This is a genomic window from Deinococcus metalli (assembly GCF_014201805.1).
In the GTDB taxonomy this organism is placed as follows: domain Bacteria; phylum Deinococcota; class Deinococci; order Deinococcales; family Deinococcaceae; genus Deinococcus; species Deinococcus metalli.
This window is the reverse complement of the sequence record NZ_JACHFK010000001.1, coordinates 759,298-779,076: the sequence shown is the minus strand read 5'-3', so window position 1 is coordinate 779,076 and position 19,779 is coordinate 759,298. Positions and strand designations below refer to the sequence as shown.

18 protein-coding genes are annotated in these 19,779 nt (G+C 70.6%); 10 read left to right on the top strand and 8 right to left on the bottom strand.

The window, feature by feature from the left end; genetic code table 11:
• Positions 1-142: 142 nt before the first annotated feature.
• Positions 143-1,147, top strand: coding sequence for an MDR family oxidoreductase (locus HNQ07_RS03780; RefSeq protein WP_184109534.1), 1,005 nt, complete (start codon positions 143-145; stop codon positions 1,145-1,147).
• A 10-nt stretch (positions 1,148-1,157) separates the two neighbouring features.
• Here the strand turns inward: HNQ07_RS03780 and HNQ07_RS03775 are convergent, their stop codons facing one another.
• A complete protein-coding gene (locus HNQ07_RS03775) occupies positions 1,158-3,248 on the bottom strand; it encodes a S8 family serine peptidase (RefSeq protein WP_184109533.1) in 2,091 nt (696 codons plus the stop codon).
• A gap of 110 nt (positions 3,249-3,358) precedes the next feature.
• On the opposite strand from HNQ07_RS03775, the gene HNQ07_RS03770 reads away from it, so the two are divergent.
• The gene (locus HNQ07_RS03770; protein ID WP_184109532.1) at positions 3,359-3,874 is read left to right on the top strand and encodes a metal-binding protein; all 516 of its coding nucleotides are present in this window, start codon (positions 3,359-3,361) and stop codon (positions 3,872-3,874) included.
• A 27-nt stretch (positions 3,875-3,901) separates the two neighbouring features.
• Here the strand turns inward: HNQ07_RS03770 and HNQ07_RS03765 are convergent, their stop codons facing one another.
• Positions 3,902-4,639, bottom strand: coding sequence for a YkgJ family cysteine cluster protein (locus tag HNQ07_RS03765; protein ID WP_184109531.1), 738 nt, complete (start codon positions 4,637-4,639; stop codon positions 3,902-3,904).
• 34 nt (positions 4,640-4,673) lie between these two features.
• On the opposite strand from HNQ07_RS03765, the gene HNQ07_RS03760 reads away from it, so the two are divergent.
• Genes HNQ07_RS03760 through HNQ07_RS03735 form a run of 6 tightly spaced genes read left to right on the top strand, consistent with a single transcriptional unit; the run spans position 4,674 to position 10,491 of the window.
• Positions 4,674-5,681 carry an HD-GYP domain-containing protein gene (locus HNQ07_RS03760; RefSeq protein WP_229831745.1) on the top strand — a complete coding sequence of 336 codons (1,008 nt, stop codon included), beginning with the start codon at positions 4,674-4,676 and terminating at the stop codon, positions 5,679-5,681.
• A 34-nt stretch (positions 5,682-5,715) separates the two neighbouring features.
• The gene (locus HNQ07_RS03755; protein ID WP_184109529.1) at positions 5,716-6,555 is read left to right on the top strand and encodes an aminoglycoside phosphotransferase family protein; all 840 of its coding nucleotides are present in this window, start codon (positions 5,716-5,718) and stop codon (positions 6,553-6,555) included.
• A gap of 22 nt (positions 6,556-6,577) precedes the next feature.
• Positions 6,578-7,201: a uracil phosphoribosyltransferase gene (gene upp / locus HNQ07_RS03750; RefSeq protein WP_184109528.1), complete on the top strand. Its 624-nt coding sequence runs from the start codon at positions 6,578-6,580 to the stop codon at positions 7,199-7,201.
• Between the two features lie 54 nt (positions 7,202-7,255).
• Positions 7,256-8,401 carry an MraY family glycosyltransferase gene (locus HNQ07_RS03745; RefSeq protein ID WP_184109527.1) on the top strand — a complete coding sequence of 382 codons (1,146 nt, stop codon included), beginning with the start codon at positions 7,256-7,258 and terminating at the stop codon, positions 8,399-8,401.
• Positions 8,398-9,534: a non-hydrolyzing UDP-N-acetylglucosamine 2-epimerase gene (wecB, locus tag HNQ07_RS03740; RefSeq protein ID WP_184109526.1), complete on the top strand. Its 1,137-nt coding sequence runs from the start codon at positions 8,398-8,400 to the stop codon at positions 9,532-9,534. The genes HNQ07_RS03745 and wecB overlap by 4 nt, the downstream gene beginning before the upstream one ends.
• A 51-nt stretch (positions 9,535-9,585) precedes the next feature.
• The gene (locus HNQ07_RS03735; protein ID WP_184109525.1) at positions 9,586-10,491 is read left to right on the top strand and encodes a diacylglycerol/lipid kinase family protein; all 906 of its coding nucleotides are present in this window, start codon (positions 9,586-9,588) and stop codon (positions 10,489-10,491) included.
• 119 nt (positions 10,492-10,610) lie between these two features.
• Here the strand turns inward: HNQ07_RS03735 and asnS are convergent, their stop codons facing one another.
• The 4 genes from asnS to gap all read right to left on the bottom strand — a co-directional run bounded on the left by asnS (position 10,611) and on the right by gap (position 15,076).
• Complete coding sequence (asnS, locus tag HNQ07_RS03730; protein WP_184109524.1) at positions 10,611-11,954, bottom strand: asparagine--tRNA ligase; 1,344 nt, start codon at positions 11,952-11,954, stop codon at positions 10,611-10,613.
• Between the two features lie 140 nt (positions 11,955-12,094).
• Positions 12,095-12,832 carry a triose-phosphate isomerase gene (gene tpiA / locus HNQ07_RS03725; RefSeq protein ID WP_184109523.1) on the bottom strand — a complete coding sequence of 246 codons (738 nt, stop codon included), beginning with the start codon at positions 12,830-12,832 and terminating at the stop codon, positions 12,095-12,097.
• Positions 12,829-13,998: a phosphoglycerate kinase gene (locus HNQ07_RS03720; RefSeq protein ID WP_184109522.1), complete on the bottom strand. Its 1,170-nt coding sequence runs from the start codon at positions 13,996-13,998 to the stop codon at positions 12,829-12,831. Before HNQ07_RS03720 ends, tpiA begins: the two co-directional genes overlap by 4 nt.
• 85 nt (positions 13,999-14,083) lie before the next feature.
• Positions 14,084-15,076, bottom strand: a complete 993-nt coding sequence (gene gap, locus HNQ07_RS03715) for a type I glyceraldehyde-3-phosphate dehydrogenase (protein WP_184109521.1) — start codon at positions 15,074-15,076, stop codon at positions 14,084-14,086.
• A 224-nt stretch (positions 15,077-15,300) separates the two neighbouring features.
• Here gap and HNQ07_RS03710 point away from each other — a divergent pair, with 224 nt between their 5' ends.
• Positions 15,301-16,713, top strand: coding sequence for an aspartate kinase (locus tag HNQ07_RS03710; protein ID WP_184109520.1), 1,413 nt, complete (start codon positions 15,301-15,303; stop codon positions 16,711-16,713).
• Here the strand turns inward: HNQ07_RS03710 and HNQ07_RS03705 are convergent.
• A complete protein-coding gene (locus HNQ07_RS03705; protein WP_184109519.1) occupies positions 16,697-17,434 on the bottom strand; it encodes a phosphatase PAP2 family protein in 738 nt (245 codons plus the stop codon). The two genes, HNQ07_RS03710 and HNQ07_RS03705, sit on opposite strands and share 17 nt — an antisense overlap.
• 219 nt (positions 17,435-17,653) lie before the next feature.
• On the opposite strand from HNQ07_RS03705, the gene HNQ07_RS03700 reads away from it, so the two are divergent.
• Complete coding sequence (locus tag HNQ07_RS03700; RefSeq protein WP_184109518.1) at positions 17,654-17,812, top strand: hypothetical protein; 159 nt, start codon at positions 17,654-17,656, stop codon at positions 17,810-17,812.
• Positions 17,813-17,878: 66 nt separating this feature from the next.
• Here HNQ07_RS03700 and uvrC read toward each other — a convergent pair whose 3' ends face one another.
• A complete protein-coding gene (gene uvrC, locus HNQ07_RS03695; protein ID WP_184109517.1) occupies positions 17,879-19,732 on the bottom strand; it encodes an excinuclease ABC subunit UvrC in 1,854 nt (617 codons plus the stop codon).
• Positions 19,733-19,779: the final 47 nt, after the last annotated feature.

Here is a 19,779-nt window from a genome sequence, read left to right as displayed (position 1 = left end):
GCGGCGTGGCGGCCGGCGTGTTCCACCTCCAGGGACAGCCCGCGCGTCGGGGTCCCTCCATTCATCAGCCCTCCGCCCGATCCCGAACACGCTACCTTGCCTGCACACCCCGTTCCTGCGTTCCGTGCCGTGGAGGCTCCTCATGACCGTGCCCATCCCAGACTCGTTCCGCGCCCTGCGCGTCCACAAGGACGACCACGGCATCCACGCCGACCTCCAGACCGTGCCGACGGCCGATCTCCCGGCCGGGGACACGCTCGTGCGCGTCACGCACTCCAGCCTGAACTACAAGGACGGTCTGGCGGTGGCCGGCCGGCCCGGCGTGCTCCGCACGTACCCGATGACCCCTGGCATCGACCTCGCGGGCACCGTTCTGCACGATGACACGGGCACCCACGCGCCGGGCGCGCCGGTGATCCTGACCGGCTGGGGCATCGGGGAGCGGCAGGACGGCGGCTACGCCACCCTCGCGCGGGTGCAGTCGCAGTGGCTGGTGCCGCAGCCAGACGGCACCGACGCGGCGTGGGCCATGGGCATCGGGACCGCCGGCTTCACCGCCATGCTGGCCGTCCTGGCCCTCGAGGACCACGGCCTGACGCCGGGCGACGGCGAGGTGCTCGTCACGGGCGCCGCCGGCGGCGTGGGCAGCACCGCCGTGGCGCTGCTCTCGGCGGCCGGACACACGGTCACGGCCAGCACCGGCCGGACAGAGGAGACCGAGTACCTCAAGTCGCTCGGCGCGGCGACCGTGATCGGCCGCGACGACCTGACCGCCCTGACCCGACCGCTGGAGAAGGAGCGCTGGGCGGGCGTGGTGGACACCGTGGGCGGGACCACGCTGGCGGCGGCCTATGCCTCAACGCGCACCCACGGCAGTCTCGCGGTGTGCGGTCTGGCCGGCGGGAGCACGCTTCAGACCAGCGTCTTCCCGCTGATCCTGCGCGGCGTGAACCTGCTGGGCATCGACTCGGTGACGTGCCCCATGCCCCGGCGCCGCGCCGCGTGGACGCGCCTGGCGCGCGACCTGCCCGCCGGCCGCCTCGACGCCGTGACCCAGGTGCGCGGCCTGAGCGAGCTGCCGGCCCTCGCCCCCGAGATCCTGGCGGGCCGGGTGCGGGGGCGCACCGTCATCGACGTGAACGGCTGAGCGCCGACTGTCAGGGCGTGAGGTCGCCCACGTCCACCGCCGGCGAGTCGGCGCCGAGCACCGCCGTCTTCTCGCTGGCCGGCTCGCCGGGCTCGCCGTACACGCCGTTCGCGTTGCGGTCGCGGCCGCCGATCACGCGGAAGGTGCCGTCGCCCAGGTAGGCCTGGAAGCGGCCCACCGCGTCCAGCTTCGGCTGGAAGACCCGGCCCAGCGCGTCCTGTAGACGCAGCCCCAGCGTGTCGCTGACCGGCGGAGCGCCCAGGGCCGCGACCGGGTTGATCATGCCGTAGCCGAACACGTCGTCGCGGCCCGCCGCGCCCAGGTCCGTGGCGGTGCCCGTCAGCCGTGCCAGGGTGGACGCCGCGTCGGTGGTGACGCCCTTGCTGAGCAGCAGGGCGGCCAGCGCCGAGACCTGCGGCGCCGCCTGGCTGGTGCCGGCCTCCACCTCGTAATTCGGGGCGTTGCGTGTGTAATCCCAGCCCGTCGAGATGATGGCGTCCACGAAGGGCTCGCTGCTGCCGTCGCCCCGCGGGTCCCAGCGGGCGCCGTTGTAGTACGTGGCGTCCTGAAAGTAGTCCGTGCCGCCGGGCGCGGCCAACTGCACCTGCGGGTAGGCATTCGAGTACGTGGCGCGGCGCGGCGCGCTTCCTCCAGACAGCGTGACGCTTGACACCGCCACCGCGTCGGGGCACGCGGCCGGGTAGTACGGCGTGGTGCCGTATCCGTTCCCGGACGCCGCGACGACCAGGGCACCGGCCGACGTGGCCTCCGTCACGGCGTCGCACATGGGCTGCGCCTCGGCCGCGGCGATTGCGCCGCCCAGGCTGAGGTTGATGACCTGCGCCGGGTGTGGGTTCGTGTACGTGGTGCCGTCCAGGGTGACCGGCAGCCCGGCCGCGTAGCGCACCGCCACGGCCACCTGGGCGATGTCGGTGTTGCCCTCGGCGTCGATCGCGCGGATCGGGAGCACCTTCACGTTCGCGGTGTTCGTCGCGCCGATCACCCCGGTGCGGCTGCACGCCGCGCACCCGGCAGTGGCCCCGTTGTCGCCCCAGCGGGCCGCGATGATGCCCGTCACGTGCGTGCCGTGGCTGCTGGCCGTCCGGCCCGGCGTGGACGGGTCTGTCGGATCGGTGTCCGGGCCGTCGCCGTCGCCGTTCCCGGTGCCCGCGGTGTCCACCGTGGCCTCCAGCACGTCCAGGGCGCCCTCGCCCGGGGTCCACAGCCGCCCCTGTAGATCCGGGTGGTCATAGCGGATGCCACTGTCCACCACCGCCACCGTGACCGCCTTCGTGTACGGATGGTCCTGCATGTCCCGCCACACGGCCGGGTACCCGAGCAGCCGATACGCCCACTGGAGCGGCGCGAACTGGTCCGTCGGCTCGACCGGCGTGGCCAACGTCGGCGCGGTGGCCTGTGTGTGCAGCACGCGGTTGACCGTGACCGACTCGACCGCCGGGTCGGCCCGCAAGGCCCGCAGCGCGCCGTCCACGTCCGCCACGCGCACGGCCGCGCTTCGCTCGCCCAGGCGGGTGGTCGCCCCGGCCGCGAGGCCCCGCGCCGACAGCGTGGCCGCCGCCCGCCGGTCCGGCCGGGCCGTCACGCCCTGCGCACCCAGACCCGCACCCGCCCGGTACGTGACGATCATGCCGTGCGAGGCCGCCTGGACCGGCTGGTTCGGCACGGCCCGGACCCTCACATCCGTTCCCTGGACGGCCGGGCCGGCCTTCACCCGCCCCGTTAACTTGAATTCGTCCGCGCTGACCGGCCAGCGCACGGTGCCGGTGCGGCCGCCAGGGTCCGTCCAGGTCACGGTAAGGGTGCCCCGCAACTCGTCCACGTCAGCGGCCAGGGGCGTGCCCGCGCCCCGGTCGGCCGTCAGGGTGAACGAGATCGGTCCGGAGCCGGCGGTCTTGCTGACGCTCACCCACGCTGGCACGCCGCTCACGGTCCACGTGCCCGTGTAGGGCACGGCGACAGGAATGGAACGCGCGGCGCCCAGCGTCACGGCGTAGCGGCCCGGTCCGGCCGAGTTGAGCTGCTGGCAACTGGTGAGCAGCACCAACAGGCCGGCGGTCAGTCGAGCAGGGGGACGGCGCATGCCTCCAGCATGGAGGATGCGACCTGACCACGGATGAACGCCTCGCCAGCCGGCCTTCGCGCGCCGGCCCCCGCCGTGACACGCCGGCGCCGCGCTGGCACAATGGCCAGGTGCCGAGCGGCCGTGTCCACAACCTCATCAACATCGGCGCGTACAGCGTCATCTCCGCGGGCGCCCTGATCGCGTCGCGCCAGCAGCTCGTCACCATCACGCCCGCGCAGGCGCTCGCGTTCACGCTGGCCTTCGCGGTCGGCACCTTCCTGCTGTCGCCGGACCTGGACCTCGCGGAGGGCCGGGTGGACAGCAAACGGCACTGGGGCCTGCTGGGCGTGCTGTGGGTCCCGTACGGCCTGCTGTTCAGCCACCGCGGCCTGTCGCATTCCTGGGTGCTGGGTCCGCTGACCCGCCTGGCGTATGTCGCCCTGATGGTCGCGCTGGTCGTGGGGCTGCTGCGGTACGTCGCGCCGGGCGTGCCGCTGCCGGAGGTGCCGCAGCCCATCAGCGTGAAGGTGGCGCTGCCCCTGGTTGCGGGCTACTACGCGAGCCAGTGGCTGCACCTCATCGCGGACGGCGTGCGCCCGGACCACGGCATGAAGCGCGGCGTGCGCAAGGTCCGGCGCCGCTGAGCCGCGTCCACGGCCTGCCAGCCGACCTCAGCCGAGTTCCAGCACCGTCGGGTGCGCGAGGCGCCGGCGCCGGGCGACCGCCCACGCGTCGCGGGGCCGGCCCGCCTCGACGGCCGCCATGAATGCGTCGTCGCGCGCCAGGGTGGTCAGCACCCAGTAATCGCCCCACACCTGCACGCCCCACGCGTCCTGCATGGCGCGCGCCGCCGCCGTCCAGATCGGCTCGGACAGGTGTTCCAGCGGCGCGATGAAATGCCACTCGCCGTCCGTGCCGGGCGTGCGGGCCACGTCGCGGTGGTACTGCGCGAGCTGCCGGGGCGTCATGGTCTCCAGCGTGCCCACCGCGCAGTACACCGCCGGGAACGCGCTGAAGGTGTCGCGGCAGCGCGTGGGCCGCGCGGCGTAGGCGGTGCACGCGCCCGTCGCGCGGTCCAGCAGCGGGCAGAACCCCACCTCGGTGCGGTGGCGGTGCACGTACTCGTCGTCGCCGCCGGCGCTCTGTGCGTTGGCGATGACGGCCGCGGCGTGCTCCGCCATGCCCCGCGCCTGCGCCGGCGTGAGCGCGGCGGCCGTCACGAGCGCCTCGGCGAGGCTCACCCGGATCGGCATGTTGCAGCAGGCCGCGCAGCCCGCGCCGCAGTACACCCGACCGCCGCGCGCCTCGTAGGTGCGGCGCCACTCGTCCGCCTTGCGGCCGTAGCGCTCGTACGCCCGCGTGACGGCGCGGGCCACGTCGGCGCTGGAGCGGGCGGGCGTTGGCGGCATGCCCATTACACTAGCGCGCGTATACTGTCGGCACGTGTTTGGACGTCGCCAGAAACCCCCCACCACGCCCGATGTCCCGGAACCGCGCGGCAGCGCCCCGGACGCTGGTGACGCCACGCGGGTCCTGGCGGAACTGCTGGCCCGCCCCACCCAGGAGGGCATCCTGGAGGCCGCGCTGGCGTACGCTGCCCGCCTGCTGGGCGGCGGCGTGTCGGCCTACGCGATCGTGCGCCGTGGCCAGGACCGGGTGGGCGCTGTGCACGGCTACTCCAAGGCGCTGCTGGGCGTCGCGCTGAGCGGCCCGTGGTCGTCCATGCGCACCCGACTGCTGTCCGACGGCGCGCGCGAACTGTACGACCAGAACCTGCCCGACACGCAGGCCCTGCTGACCGAATGCGGCATGCAGGCGGTGACGCTATCGCTGGTCGTGCCGGTCAGCGACCGTGGCCGCTACGTGGGCGCCATGGTCTTTGACCGCACCGGCCCCGAGGGCGTGACGCCCAGCGCGCAGGAGGCCGTGACCCGCTGGGCGGCGGCCATCGCGCCGCTGCTGGGCATCCTGGATTCCCGCGAGGACTGGAAGCACGCGGCCCGGCAGATTACGGGCGCGGTCGTGGAGGCCGTCGAGAGCCGCGAGTTCGACGCGCTGGGCCACGCCCAGTCGGTCGCGGACATCAGTCTGAAACTGGGCGCGCAGATCGGGCTGGCCGACCGTGAACTCGAGGAACTGTGGTACGCCGCGACCATGCACGATATCGGCAAGATCCACGGCGAGGCCGGCCACGCGCTGGTCGGCGCGAACTTCCTGCACGGGGTGGGGCACCTCTCGGAAGCGCAGCGGGCCGTGCGGCACCACCACGAACGCTGGGACGGTCAGGGCGAACCCGACAAGCTGGCTGGCGAGGACATCCCTCTGTATGCGCGCATCGTGGCTGTCGCGAACGCCTACGTCCGCATGGGCGGCCTGGAACGCGTGCGGGCGCAGGCGGGCCGTGGACTGGACCAGCGGATCGTGGCGCAGCTGGAGAAACTCGACCTGTGACGGCCACCGGCGGGCTCCCGCCGGGGCGGCCGACATGACGCGTCCACCGGCGAGCACCGGCCCGGACGCCGCTCCGCACTTTCCCGAGTTGGAGGCGCGGTACGGCACGCTCACGCCCATGGACAGCGGCATGCAGAGCCGCGTGTACGCCGCACGCGGCGGCGAGGTGGTGGTCAAGGTGTACCGCAACCGCCGCGGCGACCACGCCCGCGAGGCCGAGAACCTGCGCCGCGCCGGCATGGCGCACATGGTCGTGGACGTGGTTCAGGCGGACGGGATCGAGGCGCTGATCATGCGGCGCTTCGCGGGCCGCCCGCTGCGCGCCGAGGACATCCCGCGCGCCCTGCCGAGCCTGCGCGCCGCCCTGGGCGCCCTGCACCGAGACGTCCACGGCACGGTGGACCTTGGCAAGGTCGAGCAGCGCCTGCGCCGCTTCCGCAGCGCCCTGGCGGCGTTTCCGCTCGACGACCTGTTCGGGGCGGTGGAGCGACCGCTGGAGGCCGGGCGGCTGGCGCACGCGGCGTCGTTCTGCCACCTGGACCTGTGGCAGGACAACATCCTGATCTCGGACGGCGGCGAGGTGCTGCTGATCGACTGGACCAAGGCCGCTTACGACGACCCGCTGCGCGACCTGGCCCTGCTCAAGACCGGCACGCTGGACCTGCTGCCCCCGGACGACGCGATGGCGGCCGCGCTGTCGTTCCTGCCCGGCGCGGACCGAGCCACGCTGGCCCGCTACCGCGCGTACATCGCCCTGACGACCCTGCACGACCTGTACTGGTTCCTGATGAATGAGCCGTACGAGTTCGAGGCCCAGCGCGCCCGCAAGGTGCCGCGTGCCCGGCACGTGCTGGCGCGGCTGCCCGAACATTAAGGCCGCGCGGTATGGTGGGGACATGGTCACGGTCGTTTCCCACCCGCTGGTGCAGCACAAACTCTCCCTGATGCGCGACGAGCGCACCGGCGTCAAGGAGTTCCGCGAACTCGCCGCCGAGCTGAGCCTGCTGCTCGCCTACGAGGCGATGCGCGACCTGGAGACCGAGCCGCAGACCCTGAACACCCCGCTGGTGCCCGGTGAGTTCCCCATGCTGAGCGGCAAGAAGCTGGCCCTGGTCGCCATCCTGCGCGCCGGGCTGATCATGACCGACGCCATCGTGCAGCTCGTGCCGGCCGCGAAGGTCGGGCACATCGGCCTGTACCGCGATCCGCAGACGCTGCTGCCGGTGGCGTACTACAACAAGCTGCCCGCCGACATCGCCGAGCGCCGCGTGTTCCTGACGGACCCCATGCTCGCGACCGGCGGCAGCGCCAGCGCGGCGATCAGCAGCCTCAAGGACGCGGGCGCGGCCAGCATCAAGCTCATGAGCATCCTCGCGGCGCCGGAGGGCATCGCGGTCATCGAGCGCGACCACCCGGACGTGGACATCATCGTGGCGGCCGTGGACTCGCACCTGAACGACCACGGGTACATCGTGCCGGGCCTGGGCGACGCCGGCGACCGCATCTACGGCACCAAGTGAGCGCCGCGCGGCGTTGCCCCGCCGGGCACGGCAGCCTTTAGAATCCCGTCAGTTATGGATCTACACGCGCTCCTCGCGCCGCTGGGCATCGCCGATCCGCTGGGGCGGGGCTTTCTGAGTGTTCTGGTGACCTTCGTGACCGCGTGGGTGTTCACGTGGCGCTTCATTCCCATGCTGCGCGATTTCGCGGTGCAGGCCGGCTGGGCCGACATGCCCAACGCCCGGCGCCTGAACAAGGAGCCGCTGCCGAACGCAGGCGGTCTGGCCATCTACGCGGGCTTCCTGCTCAGCGTGGTGGTCGCGTGGGCGCTGCGGCCCATCGTGGTCGAGATCGTGAACATCCAGGTGCTCGCAATCCTGCTGGGCGCGTCGCTGCTGGTGCTGGTCGGCTTCATCGACGACCAGTTCGGGCTGTCGCCCGCGTTCCGGCTGGTGGTGCAGACGCTGGCCGCCGTGCTGCTGGTCGTGAACGGCCTGAAGATCGACTTCAATGCCATTCCCTTCCTGCCGGTGCTGCCGGCCTCCGTCAACCATCCGCTGAGCGTGCTGCTGACTATCGTGTGGATCGTGGGCCTCACGAACGCCGTGAACCTGATGGACGGGGTGGACGGCGTGGTGGGCGGTGTCGGCTTCGTGGTGAGCGCCGTGCTGCTCGCCACCGCCGCGCAGTTCCCGGACCGCGCGGCCGCCGTGGTGCTGCTCGCGGGGTTGTCCGGCGCGGCGCTGGGCTACCTGCGGCACAACTTCAACCCCAGCCGCATCATCATGGGCGACGCCGGCGCGTACCTGTTCGGCTACACGCTGGCCGCCGTGAGCCTGCTCGGCACGTTGAAGGTCAGCGCCGGGGCCAGCCTGCTCGTGCCCCTGATCGTGCTCGCGCTGCCGGTGCTGGACACCACGCAGGTCGTGATCGGCCGCCTGGCGCGCGGTATCCGCAACCCGCTGGGCCACCCCGACAAGACCCACATCCACCACCGCGTTCTGGCTCGCACCGCCAGCGCCCGGCGCACCGCCGTGATCCTGTGGGCCGTCACGCTGCTGTGCGGCATCACCGGGATGGCGCTCCAGGGCGTCCACCTGCCGGTGATCCTCGCCACCGGGGTGGGCATCGCGCTGTGCCTGTGGTTCGTGGCGTACCGGCGGATGCGCGCCCTGACGTTAGAGCCCGCCACTCCAGATCCCGAGGAACCCACTCCATGACCGACCACACCATCGTCCTGGCCTTCGGCACCCGCCCCGAGGCGACCAAGATGGCCCCCGTGTACCGCGCGATCGAGGCCTTCCCCGGCCTGCGCCCCATGATTCTCTCGACCGGCCAGCAGCGGCAGATGCTCGACGGCGCCCTGAACGTGTTCGGCCTCACGCCGGACCGCGACCTGAACGTGATGACCGAACGCCAGACGCTGGCAGGCCTGACCGCGCGCATCGTGCCGGAGGCTGGACGCACTCTGAAGGAGATGGGCGCAGACATGGTGCTGGTGCACGGCGACACCACGACCAGCTTCTGCGTGGCCCTGAGCGCGTTCTACGAGGGCATCCCGGTCGGGCACGTCGAGGCGGGCCTGCGCTCCGGCAGCCTGGCCGAACCCTTCCCGGAGGAAGCGAACCGCCGCCTGACGGGCGTGCTGACCACCCTGGATTTCTCGCCCACGCCCGGCAGCAAGGCGAACCTGCTGCGCGAGGGCAAGGCGCCGGGCGGCATCGTCGTGACCGGCCAGACGGCCGTGGACGCCGTGCGCGAGGTCGCGGGCCGCGTGCCCCTGCGCCCCGAGTGGCGCGCGCGGGCGGAGGCCGGGCAGCGTCTCGTGACCGTCACCATGCACCGCCGCGAGAACCAGCCCATGATGCGCGATATGGCCGCCGCGCTGGGCCGCGTGGCCGCCGCGCACCCCGACACGCATTTCATCTACCCGGTGCATCTGTCGCCGGCCGTGCAGGAGGCGGTGCGCCCTGAACTCGGCCATGTGCCCAACTTCGAGCTCGTCGATCCCCTCGACTACAGCGACATGGCCCCGCTGATGGCCGCGTCGGTGCTGCTCGCCACCGACTCCGGCGGTCTACAGGAGGAGGGCGCGGCGCTGGGCGTGCCCGTCGCCGTGCTCCGCAACGTCACCGAGCGCCCCGAGGGCCTGGAGGCCGGCGTGCTGACCCTCGCCGGCAATGACCCGCAGCGCCTGGAGGGCGTGCTGAACGACCTGCTGTCCACGCCCGCGACCCTGGACGCGATGCGCCGCGCCCGCAACCCCTACGGCGACGGCCACGCCTCGCAGCGCATCGCGCAGGCCATCGCGTGGCACTTCGGTTCGGCCGAGCGGCCCGCCGACTGGAGCTGACAGGGTGAGTCGGGGCCTGTCCAGTTCATCCCGCAACCGCTTGGTCAGCCTATGACCCGCCCGTACGCCGTCGTCCTGAACCCCCGCGCGGGCGGCGGCAGCGCGCGCCGGGCGTGGCCGGACGTGCAGCGCGAGCTGGAGCGCCGCGGCCTGACCTACACCCTGATCGAGGAAGCCAGCGGTGACGCGGCCCTCGCCCGGGTGGCTGCCCTGCCCATCGACGTCGCGGTACTTGCGGTGGGCGGGGACGGCACGGTGGGGGCACTGTTGCCCGCCGTGGTCGGGACCGGCCGGCCCCTGGGCATCGTGCCGCTGGGCACCGGGAACGACTTCGCAGGCCTGCTTGGCTTGCGGCCCGGCGACCTGGGCGCTGCGCTCGACCGCCTGGCCTTCCAGCCGCGCCGGGTGGACGCGCTGGAGGTCGAGATCGGAGCGGGCGATCACGCGGGCCGACGCACGGTGCTGCTCAATGGCCTCGGCATGGGCTTCGACGCGCAGGTGGCCGCGAACATGGCGCGCGCCCCGGCCGCCCTGCGCGGTTTCGCCCGCTACGCGTGGTCCGCGGTGCTGACCGTGAAGGAACTGGCCCTCACCCCCGTGACCGTCACGGTGGACGGCGCCGTCCAGTACGCCGGCCCGAGCGCGCTGGTCGCCGTGATGAACGGAACCCGCTACGGCGGCGGCTTCCAGATCAGCCCACAGAGCGATGTGCGCGACGGCTGTCTGGACGTGCTGGCGAGCCGCGAGGTCACGCGCGCCAGTTTGCTGGGTCTGATGATCCGCGTGCTGCGTGGCCGGCACCTGGAACACGCCCGCGTCAGCGCAGGGCAGGGGAGTGCCGTCACGGTCGAGTGGGCGCGGCCGGTTGCCCTGCACCTGGACGGCGATCTGGCCGGGATGGTCACGCGGCTGCACGCCCGGGTGCTGCCCGGGGCCGTGGCACTGCTGAATGCGTGACTGTATATGAGATTCGATGACCGCCTCGCTTGGTTCAATGATTGGATATGATTGAGCGTGGACGAGCAGTGTGGGATCAAGGAATTCCACCTCAACCCCAGGCTGGCGCCACGAAATTTTTACGGTCGCATGCGCGTCAGCATCCGCGGGAAGGGAATCGCCTCGCGGATGTGGTCGATGCCGGTGATCCAAGCGATCACCCGCTCCAGGCCCATGCCGAAGCCCGCGTGCGGCACGCTGCCCACCCGGCGCAGGTCGAGGTACCAGTCGAAGGCCTCCAGCGGCAGGCCCTCGTGCTCGATGCGGGATTTCAGCAGGTCATAGTCGTGGATGCGCTCGCTGCCGCCGATGATCTCGCCGTAGCCGTCCGGGGCGATCATGTCGTCGCACAGCGCCACGCGCGGATCGGCCGGATCGGGCTGCATGTAGAACGCCTTGATGGCCGCCGGGTACCGCTCGATGATCACCGGCCGGTCGAAGTGGTGCCCCAGGATCGTCTCGTGCGGCGCGCCCAGGTCGTCGCCCCACTCGACGGGTTGCACGTCGTCCTGCACGTTCGGCGGCAGGTCGCGGCTCTCGATGTGCTGCCGGACGATCTCTAGCGCCTCGGTGTACGTCACACGTGGGTAGTTGCCCTCTGCGGCGCCGGCGAGCTTGGTCACGTCGCGGCCCAGCACCTCCAGCTCGGTCTGGCATTCTTCCAGCACACGCCGCACGATGAACGACACGAACCGCTCCTGCAGCGCCATGTTCTCCACGTGGCTGCTCGGCGCGACCTCCGGCTCGACCATCCAGAATTCCAGCAGGTGCCGGCGGGTCTTGCTCTTCTCGGCGCGGAAGGTCGGCCCGAAGGTGTAGACCTTGCCGAACGCGAAGGCGCCCGCCTCGGCGTGGAGCTGTCCGGTCTGGCTGAGGTAGGCCTTGTCCTCACCGAACAGGTCGATCTCGAACAGCTCCGTGGTGCCCTCGGCGGCGTTGGGCGTGAAGAACGGCGCGTCGAAACGCACAAAGCCCTCGCCGTGGAAGAAGTCCACGATGGCACGCTGCACGGCGTCACGCACGCGCAGGATTGCCCACGGACGGCGGTGACGCAGCCACACGTGCCGGTGGTCCATCAGGAACTCGATGCCGTGCTCCTTGGGCGTGATCGGGTACTCGGCGTGGTTGTCGCTGATGGGGGAGAGCTCCCGCACGCTCAGCTCGACGCCGCCCGGCGCACGGTCGTCGGCCCGCACCTCACCGGTGACGCTCACCGCCTGCTCCTGCGTGAGCCGTTTCGCGGCCTCGAAGACCTCCTCGCTGACGTCGCCCCTGAAGACGGTGCCCTGCACGAAGCCGCTGCCGTCGCGCAGTTTCAGGAACTGGATCTTGCCCTTGCCGCTCTTGTCGGTCAGCCACGCGGACAGCGTGACGCTCTGCCCGACATGGTTCCTCAGGTCATGGATGCTGGTATGCAGAGTCATTGGGCGCCAGTATAGGGAAGTCGCCGAATCGACCGCACAAGTTAGAGAAGACAAAATTCACGCCCGAGTAAAATCGTGAAATCATTCACTTATTGCGCAGTTTAGGCGCCCCGTTGTTGCAAACGGGGCAGAGAGGGGTCCTACGCGTTCTTCAGCGCGTCGTTCATGCCGAGCACGTCCGCGACCTTCAGGCTCGCGCCGCCCACCAGGGCGCCGTTCACGTTCGGCTTCACGCAGATGCTGGCGATGTTGTCCGGCTTCACGCTCCCGCCGTACAGCACGCGGATCTCCGCGGCCCGCTTGCCGTACTGCTGCTCCAGCGCGCCGCGGATGGCGGCCGCGAGTTCCTCGGCGTCGTCCGCGGTCGCGGTCTTGCCGGTTCCGATGGCCCACACCGGCTCGTACGCCACCACGACGTCCGCGCCCACGCCGGCCAGGCTGCCCGCGAGCTGCGCGAGGGTGTACGCCACGTGCTCACCCTTCTCGCGCACGTCGAGCTTCTCGCCCACGCACACGATCGGCACGATCCCGTTCGCCTGAGCCTGCTTCGCCTTGGCGGCCACGACGGCGTCCGTCTCGCCGTGGTAGTCGCGCCGCTCGCTGTGCCCGACGACCACGTATCCCACGCCCAGGTCGGCCAGCATGCCCGCGCTGACCTCGCCGGTGTACGCGCCGGAGTCATGGGCGGACACGTCCTGCGCGCCCAGGCCCACGCCCGCCGGGAGGTTCGCGGCCAGCGTGGAGATCGTCACGGCCGGGGCCATCACGGCCAGTTCCGCGTCACCTTCCTCGAAGCGTTCCGCGAGTTCGGCTGCCCAGCTGCGCGCCTCGCTGGGCGTCTTGTTCATCTTCCAGTTCAGGGCCAGCAGGTTCCTCATTTCATGGCCTCCACGCCCGGCAGCGCCTTGCCTTCCAGCAGTTCCAGGCTGGCGCCGCCCCCGGTGCTGATGTGACCCACGCGGCCCGCCTGTCCGCTCTGGTTGATCGCGCTGACCGAGTCGCCGCCGCCGATCACGGTGTACGCGCCCTGGAGGTCGGCCACAGCCTTGGCGATCGCGTTCGTGCCGTCCGCGAACTTGGCGAACTCGAACACGCCCATCGGGCCGTTCCAGAACACGGTCTTGGCGCCGCTCAGGGCCTCGGCGAAGGCCGCGCGGCTGTCCGGGCCGATGTCCATGCCTTCCCAGTCGTCCGGGATGTCGTTCGTGGGCACCACGCGCGTGTTCGCGTCGTTGCTGAAGGCGTCGCCGGCGAGCGTGTCGGTTGGCAGGACGATCTTGTCGCCGTACGTGCCGAGCAGTTCGCGCGCCTTGTCCAGGAAGTCGTCCTCGTGGATGCTCTTGCCGATCTTCCCGCCCTGCGCCTTCACGAAGGTGTAGGCCATGCCGCCGCCGATCAGCATGCGGTCCACGGTGGGCAGCAGATTCTCGATCACCAGCAGCTTGTCGCTGACCTTCGCCCCGCCGATGATCACGACGTAGGGATGCTGCACGTCGTTGAGCAGCTTGCCCAGCGCGTCCACCTCGGTCTGGAGGAGTGTGCCGGCGGCATGCGGCAGCAGCCCGGCCACGCCGCTCACGGACGAGTGCGCCCGGTGCGCGCTGCCGAAGGCGTCCAGCACGAAGGCGTCGCCCAGGCGGGCGAGCTTCGCGCTCAGCTCCGGGTTGTTCTTCTCCTCGCCCGAGCTGAAGCGCACGTTCTCCAGCAGTGCAACCGCGCCGTCCGGCAGCGCCTGCACGGCCGCGAGCGTCTCGTCGCTGTCCGCCGTGCCGCCGATGAAGGTCACGGGCCGGCCCAGCACCTTTTCCAGTACCGGCGCGACGGGCCGCAGGCTGTACTTGTCCTCCGGGCCGTTCTTGGGGCGGCCGAAGTGGCTCATCAGGATCACGCCCCGCGCGCCGGCATCCAGCAGCGCCCGGATGGTCGGCAGGCTGGCCGTGACGCGCGTATCGTCCTGCACCACGCCGTCCTTGACCGGTACGTTGTAGTCCACGCGCACCAGCACGCGCTTGCCCTTCACATCGAGTTGACTCAGGTTCTGCATGTGTTCCTCCAGGATGGTCATAGAGAATGGATGATGGAGGATGGAATTCGGCCCATCACCCATCATCCATCCTCTTTGGCCGTGTTCAGCCCTTGTCAGAGACGAGTTGCGTCAGGTCGGCAATCCGGTTGCTGTAGCCCCACTCGTTGTCGTACCAGCTGAAGAACTTCACCAGGCTGCCCATCGCCATGGTGAGCCCGCCGTCGATGATCGCGGAGTGCGGATCGCCCACGATGTCCTGGAGCACGATGGGGTCCTCGGTGTATTCGATGATGCCCTTGTGGCTGCCCTCGGCGGCATCCTTGAAGACCTTGTTCACCTCGGCCACGGTCACGTCGCGCTTGAGGATCACGACCACGTCGCTGATCGAGCCGACCGGCGTGGGCACGCGCAGCGAGGTGCCGTCGAACTTGCCCTTCAGCGCGGGGTACACCTGCGACACGGCCTTGGCGGCGCCGGTGCTGGTCGGGATGATGTTCACGGCGGCGGCGCGGGCGCGGCGCAGGTCGCTGTGCGGCAGGTCCAGCACGCGCTGGTCGTTGGTGTACGAGTGCACCGTGGTCATGATGGCCTTCTCGATGCCAAACGCCTCGTCGAGCAGCTTCATGGGCGCGCCCAGGCTGTTGGTGGTGCAGCTGGCGTTGCTGATGATGTTGTGCTGGGAGGGATCGTAGTCCTGCTCGTTCACGCCGAGCACGATGCTGATGTCCTCGTTTTTGGCCGGCGCGGTGATGATGACCTTCTTGGCGCCGCCCTGCAGGTGCTTGCTGGCGCCCTCGCGACTGGTGAAGATGCCGGTGGACTCGATCACGATCTCGGCGCCCAGCTCGCCCCACTTGATGTTGGCGGGATCGCGTTCGGCCAGCGCGTGGATCTTCTTGCCGTTCACGGTCAGCGAGGACTCGTCGTACTCGACGGTGCCGTCGAACTTGCCGGCGGTGCTGTCGTACTTCAGGAGGGTGGCCAGCGTCTTGTTGTCCGTCAGGTCGTTGATGGCGACCACTTCGACGCCACGCGCCTCCAGCACCCGGAACACCAGACGACCGATGCGGCCGAAGCCGTTAATGCCTACTTTCATGCGAGCCTCCAGTCCTGGGGCCTCTCCACGTGTGGGAAAGCTTACCCCGCATGCTCCACTCTACGCCCAAAGGCTGATGGGGTATTCGTGTGCTCTGGACACCAACCTAGCCAGCCCGAACAGGAGGCAAAATTATCACGATCCGGCAATATCGTGAATTGATTCACTTATCGATTGCCCAGACTTCCCGTTGCCGCCCGTGACCTCCACGCCATACTGACCACATGAGCGACACCCTTCTGGTCATGAAGTACGGCGGCACGAACATGCAGGACGCGCGTGCCATCCGCCACAGCGCGTCGCTGGCCGCCCGCAGCCTTCAGGAGGGCGTGCGCGTGGTGGTCGTGGTCTCCGCCATGGCCGGCGTGACCAACCAGCTCCTGCTGCTCGCCGACGCCGCGCAGTCCGGCGATATCGCCCGCGCGAACGATGAGATCGCCGCGATGCGCACCCGGCACTTCACGGCCGCGCAGGAACTCGGCGCCGCGCCCGACAGCGACACGGTGCGCGAGTTGCGTGAGATGCACGAAACGCTGCGCCAGGCCGTGTACGGCGTGTACCTGCTGCGCGAACTCACGCCGCGCAGCCGCGATCTGATCGTCGCCTTCGGTGAGCGCCTGTCCGCGCCGCTGATGAGGCTCGCCCTGGAGCAGCTCGGTCAGCGCGCCCACCACCTCACGGGCGGCGAGGCTGGCATCCTCACGGACTCGCACTTCGGCAACGCCCGCCCGCTGCCCAGCACCTACGGCCGCATCAAGGACCGCCTGAGCGGCCTGCTGGGCGCCGGCATCACGCCGGTCGTGGCAGGCTTCATGGGGGAGACCGAGAAGGGCGCGATCACGACCCTCGGGCGCGGCGGCACGGACTTCAGCGCCACGATCATCGGCAAGGCGCTGGGCGCGACCGAGGTGTGGGGCTGGAAGGACGTGGACGGCGTGATGAGCGCGGACCCCCGCGTGGTGAAGGACGCCCGCAACATCGACGTCCTGAGCTACGGCGAGGTGATGGAACTCGCGTACTTCGGCGCGAAGGTGCTGCACCCGCTGGCCGTGACGCCCCTCCAGGACAGCGGCATTCCGCTGCGCCTGAAGAACTCCTCCGACCCGGACTTCGCGGGCACGCTGGTGCAGGCACAGCCGCGAGACGAGGCCGGGCACCCAGTCAAGGCCGTCACCGCGATCCGCAACGTCAGCATCATCAACGTCAGCGGCGCCGGCGTCCTGGGCATCCCGGAGGTGATCGCCAGCGTGTTCGACGCCATCGCCCGCGAGAATGTCACACTCCTGATGGTGTCGCAGTCGTCCAGTATGAGCAACGTGTCCCTGGCGGTGCAGACGGTGGACGCCGAGCGCACGCTGAACGCCCTGCGCGCCGGCGTGAGCCTGGAACTGCAGGTCGAGCAGCAGGACGGCGTGTCCGTGCTGGCCATCGTGGGCAGCGGGATGCGCGGTCAGAAGGGGGTGTCCGCCCGGCTCTTCACGGCGCTTGCGGCGCAGGACGTGAACATCCTGATGATCTCGCAGGGCAGCAGCGAGCTGAACATCAGCGTGGCCGTCGAGGCCGCCCACGTGGACGACGCGACACGCTCCGTGCACGCCGCCTTCGGACTGGGCACGCCGGTCAGCGCGGCTGGTTGACCGCGGCGTTGCCCTCCGGCGACGTCATGTGGTGCGGATTCGCCGGCGCCTCCGGGGCCGCCAGCACCGTCCACCGGCGCCGCACGACGAGGTACAGTCCGACCACCCACGCCACGCTGCTCAGGAACCCGACCATCACGTCGGTGGGGTAGTGCACGCCCAGATAGTTGCGGCTCACGCCGATCAGGATCGCCCACGCCCACCCGAGGAGCGTGACCGGCCAGCCCCAGCGGCCCTTCCAGAACACCAGGCCGAGTGCGATGCCGAACGCGGCATTCGCCATGGTGTGCCCGCTCGGGAACGAGTAGCCGGGTTCGACCAGGACCGAGACGAGCTGGTCCGGCCGGGGGCGCTGGAAGGCGACCTTCGCCAGCACGTTGATGACGGTCGCGCCGGCCACCGCGAGCACCAGGAACCACGCGTGCGCGCGGCTGCGGTAGTGCGCGAGCAGCAGCGCGAGCACCAGCGTGATCACCGGCAGCACCCCGACCCCGCCGATCACCGCGAGGTCTCGTGCGGCACTCGTCAGGGCTGGCGTGCGGTGCGCGGCGTACCACGCGAGGATGGCCTGGTCCCACGCGTACCCGCCCTCGCGGAAGATCTCGTCTGTGACATGCGCGACCAGGATCAGTGGCCCCAGCACCCCCAGCAGCACGAGCAGCACCAGCCGCCAGTGCACGCGCAGAAGCGGCAGCAGTTCAGAGCGGATCTCGTGCATCATCCGGTCATTACACTCCACGTCGCCGCGCCCCGGCTTGCGCCTTCGTTCACCCAGCGCGGCCGCCCATCCGCCATCGCAGGGAGCGCACTAGGCCACCCGGCGCACCCGCACCTGCGCCACCCCACGCATGTGCCGGTGGGGGGTCAGCGCGCACCATGGAGGCACGAAGGAAGACCGAGCAAGGATGCCACAGGGGCAGCGGCTTCACCGGAGCACACCATGAATCCCACCCTCGCGCTGCACCTCGCCCAGCTCCGTCCCGAACAACTCCGCCAGGAAGCCCACAACGACCGCCTCGCCCGCGCCGCCCGGCCCGCTGCGCCCGAGCGCCCCGCCCTCGACCTGCGCCGTCTGCTCGTCCGCCTGCACCTCGCGTGATCGCCAACTATGCTCCCGCCCACCGCCTGCGCTGACCCGCAGGCGGTGCTGCGTTGGGGCGCAGGTTCAGTCCGCGACTGGCGTGAGGTTCGCCTCGCGCTGCGCGAGGAAGGTCTTGACGCTCTGCGCGGCGCGGCCGTTCATGCCGGGCACCGCCGCGATCTGGTCCACGCTGGCCGACGCGAGGTCCTCGAGGCTGGTGAAGTGCTCCAGCAGCGCGTCGCGGCGTTTCTGGCCGATGCCCGGCAGGTCGTCGAACACGCTGCGGAGCATGCTCTCGCCGCGCAGCTTGCGGTGGTATGTGATGGCGTACTGGTGCACCTCGTCGCGCACGCCGATCAGCATCCGCAGGGCCGGGTGCGTGTGCGGCAGCAGCAGCTCGCGGTCCGTGCCGATCTCGGTGCCCGTATCCAGCCACCACTGCGCGCCGTAGCGCCCGGGCAGGATCAGGCGTTCCTCGCGCTTGGCGAGGCCGACCACCGGCACGCGCACGTCCGCTTCCTTCAGGGCGTCGAGCGCGGCGTTGACCTGCCCACGCCCGCCGTCGATCAGCATCAGGTCCGGCAGCGGCAGCTTGTCCGACAGGCTGCCGGTGAAGCGCCGCAGGATGGTCTGTTTCATGCTGGTGTAGTCGTCCGGGTGGTCCAGCCCGCGCACCTTGAAGCGCCGGTGCTCGCCGCGCCGCGCCCGGCCGCCCTCGAACACGACCATGCCCGACACGATGTTGGTGCCGAACAGGTTGCTGTTGTCGTAGCCCTCGATGCGCCACGGGCGGTCCGGCAGCGCCAGCACCTCGCGCAGGCTGTCCAGGCCGGGATGGTCGCCCCGGCGTTCCAGCAGCGCCAGCTCGCTCTCCAGGCCCGTGCTCGCGTTGCGCTGGGCCATCTCGACCAGGTCCACCTTGTCGCCGCGTTTGGGCGTGCGCATCTCGACCTTCCGGCCCGCCCGCTCCGACAGGAATTCACTCCACAGCGGCGCGTCGTCGAAGCCCTCGGGCAGCAGGATCAGGGGCGGCACGTGCGTGGCCTGGGTGTAGTAGTCCTGAACAAAGGCCTCCACGACCTCGCCCAGCGTGCCGTCCTCGGCGTTCGTGAGGAAGCGCTTGTCGCGGCCCACCACGCGCCCGGCGCGCATGCGAAACAGCTGCACCATCGCGTACTCGCCGGCCTGCGCCACACCCAGGAAATCCAGGTCCGTCTCGTCGCTCACGAAGGCGTGCTGCTCGGTCCCGAAGAGTTTCTCGACGGCCTGCACGCGGTCGCGCAGCCGCGCGGCCTGCTCGAAATCCTGCGCGCGGGCCGCCTGGGCCATGTCCACCTTCAGCCGGGCGATCACGGGCGCGGCGCGGCCTTCCAGCAGGGCACGGACGTCCTCGACCACCCGGGCATAGGCCACGGGGTCGGCCCGGTCGACGCACGGCCCCAGGCAGCGGCCCATGTGGAAGTTCAGGCATGGCCGCGCCTTTTTCTGCATCGGCAGACCACTGTTCTTCCGCAGGGGAAACATGGTGTCGATCAGGTGCTTGACGCGGCGCACCGCGGACGCGTCCGGATACGGGCCGTAATACTGCGCGCCGTCCTTGAGGACGCGCCGGGTCACGACCAGCATGGGGAAGGGCTCGTTGGTGAGCTTCAGGAACGGATAGTGCTTGTCGTCCTTGAGCAGCACGTTGTAGTGCGGCCGGTGCTGCTTGATGAGGTTCGCCTCGAGGACCAGCGCCTCGACCTCGTTGCGGGCGGTAATGAACTCCAGAGTGTCGGCCAGCGCCGTGAACTTGCCGCTCTTGCCGCCGGCCTTGAAATGCTGCAGGACGCGGGAGCGCAGGCTGTTTGCCTTCCCGATATAGATGGGCACGCCGCCCTTGCGGAAGATGTAGACGCCGGGGCTGGCGGGCAGCACGGGCAGGTCGTCGAGGTGCACGGTCCCAGCATAGGCGAGAAGCGCGTCCCGGACGGGGTTCTGTGGCA

Bases quoted from the DNA above. Each gene is read 5' to 3' on its own strand.
- upp (WP_184109528.1), top strand. From the start codon at position 6,578: ATGGTCACGGTCGTTTCCCACCCGCTGGTGCAGCACAAACTCTCCCTG.
- HNQ07_RS03745 (WP_184109527.1), top strand. From the start codon at position 7,256: ATGGATCTACACGCGCTCCTCGCGCCGCTGGGCATCGCCGATCCGCTG.
- tpiA (WP_184109523.1), bottom strand. From the start codon at position 12,832: ATGAGGAACCTGCTGGCCCTGAACTGGAAGATGAACAAGACGCCCAGC.
- HNQ07_RS03700 (WP_184109518.1), top strand. From the start codon at position 17,654: ATGAATCCCACCCTCGCGCTGCACCTCGCCCAGCTCCGTCCCGAACAA.
- HNQ07_RS03780 (WP_184109534.1), top strand. From the start codon at position 143: ATGACCGTGCCCATCCCAGACTCGTTCCGCGCCCTGCGCGTCCACAAG.
- wecB (WP_184109526.1), top strand. From the start codon at position 8,398: ATGACCGACCACACCATCGTCCTGGCCTTCGGCACCCGCCCCGAGGCG.
- HNQ07_RS03720 (WP_184109522.1), bottom strand. From the start codon at position 13,998: ATGCAGAACCTGAGTCAACTCGATGTGAAGGGCAAGCGCGTGCTGGTG.
- asnS (WP_184109524.1), bottom strand. From the start codon at position 11,954: ATGACTCTGCATACCAGCATCCATGACCTGAGGAACCATGTCGGGCAG.
- HNQ07_RS03710 (WP_184109520.1), top strand. From the start codon at position 15,301: ATGAGCGACACCCTTCTGGTCATGAAGTACGGCGGCACGAACATGCAG.
- HNQ07_RS03775 (WP_184109533.1), bottom strand. From the start codon at position 3,248: ATGCGCCGTCCCCCTGCTCGACTGACCGCCGGCCTGTTGGTGCTGCTC.
- HNQ07_RS03765 (WP_184109531.1), bottom strand. From the start codon at position 4,639: ATGCCGCCAACGCCCGCCCGCTCCAGCGCCGACGTGGCCCGCGCCGTC.
- HNQ07_RS03735 (WP_184109525.1), top strand. From the start codon at position 9,586: ATGACCCGCCCGTACGCCGTCGTCCTGAACCCCCGCGCGGGCGGCGGC.
- gap (WP_184109521.1), bottom strand. From the start codon at position 15,076: ATGAAAGTAGGCATTAACGGCTTCGGCCGCATCGGTCGTCTGGTGTTC.
- HNQ07_RS03705 (WP_184109519.1), bottom strand. From the start codon at position 17,434: ATGATGCACGAGATCCGCTCTGAACTGCTGCCGCTTCTGCGCGTGCAC.
- HNQ07_RS03755 (WP_184109529.1), top strand. From the start codon at position 5,716: ATGACGCGTCCACCGGCGAGCACCGGCCCGGACGCCGCTCCGCACTTT.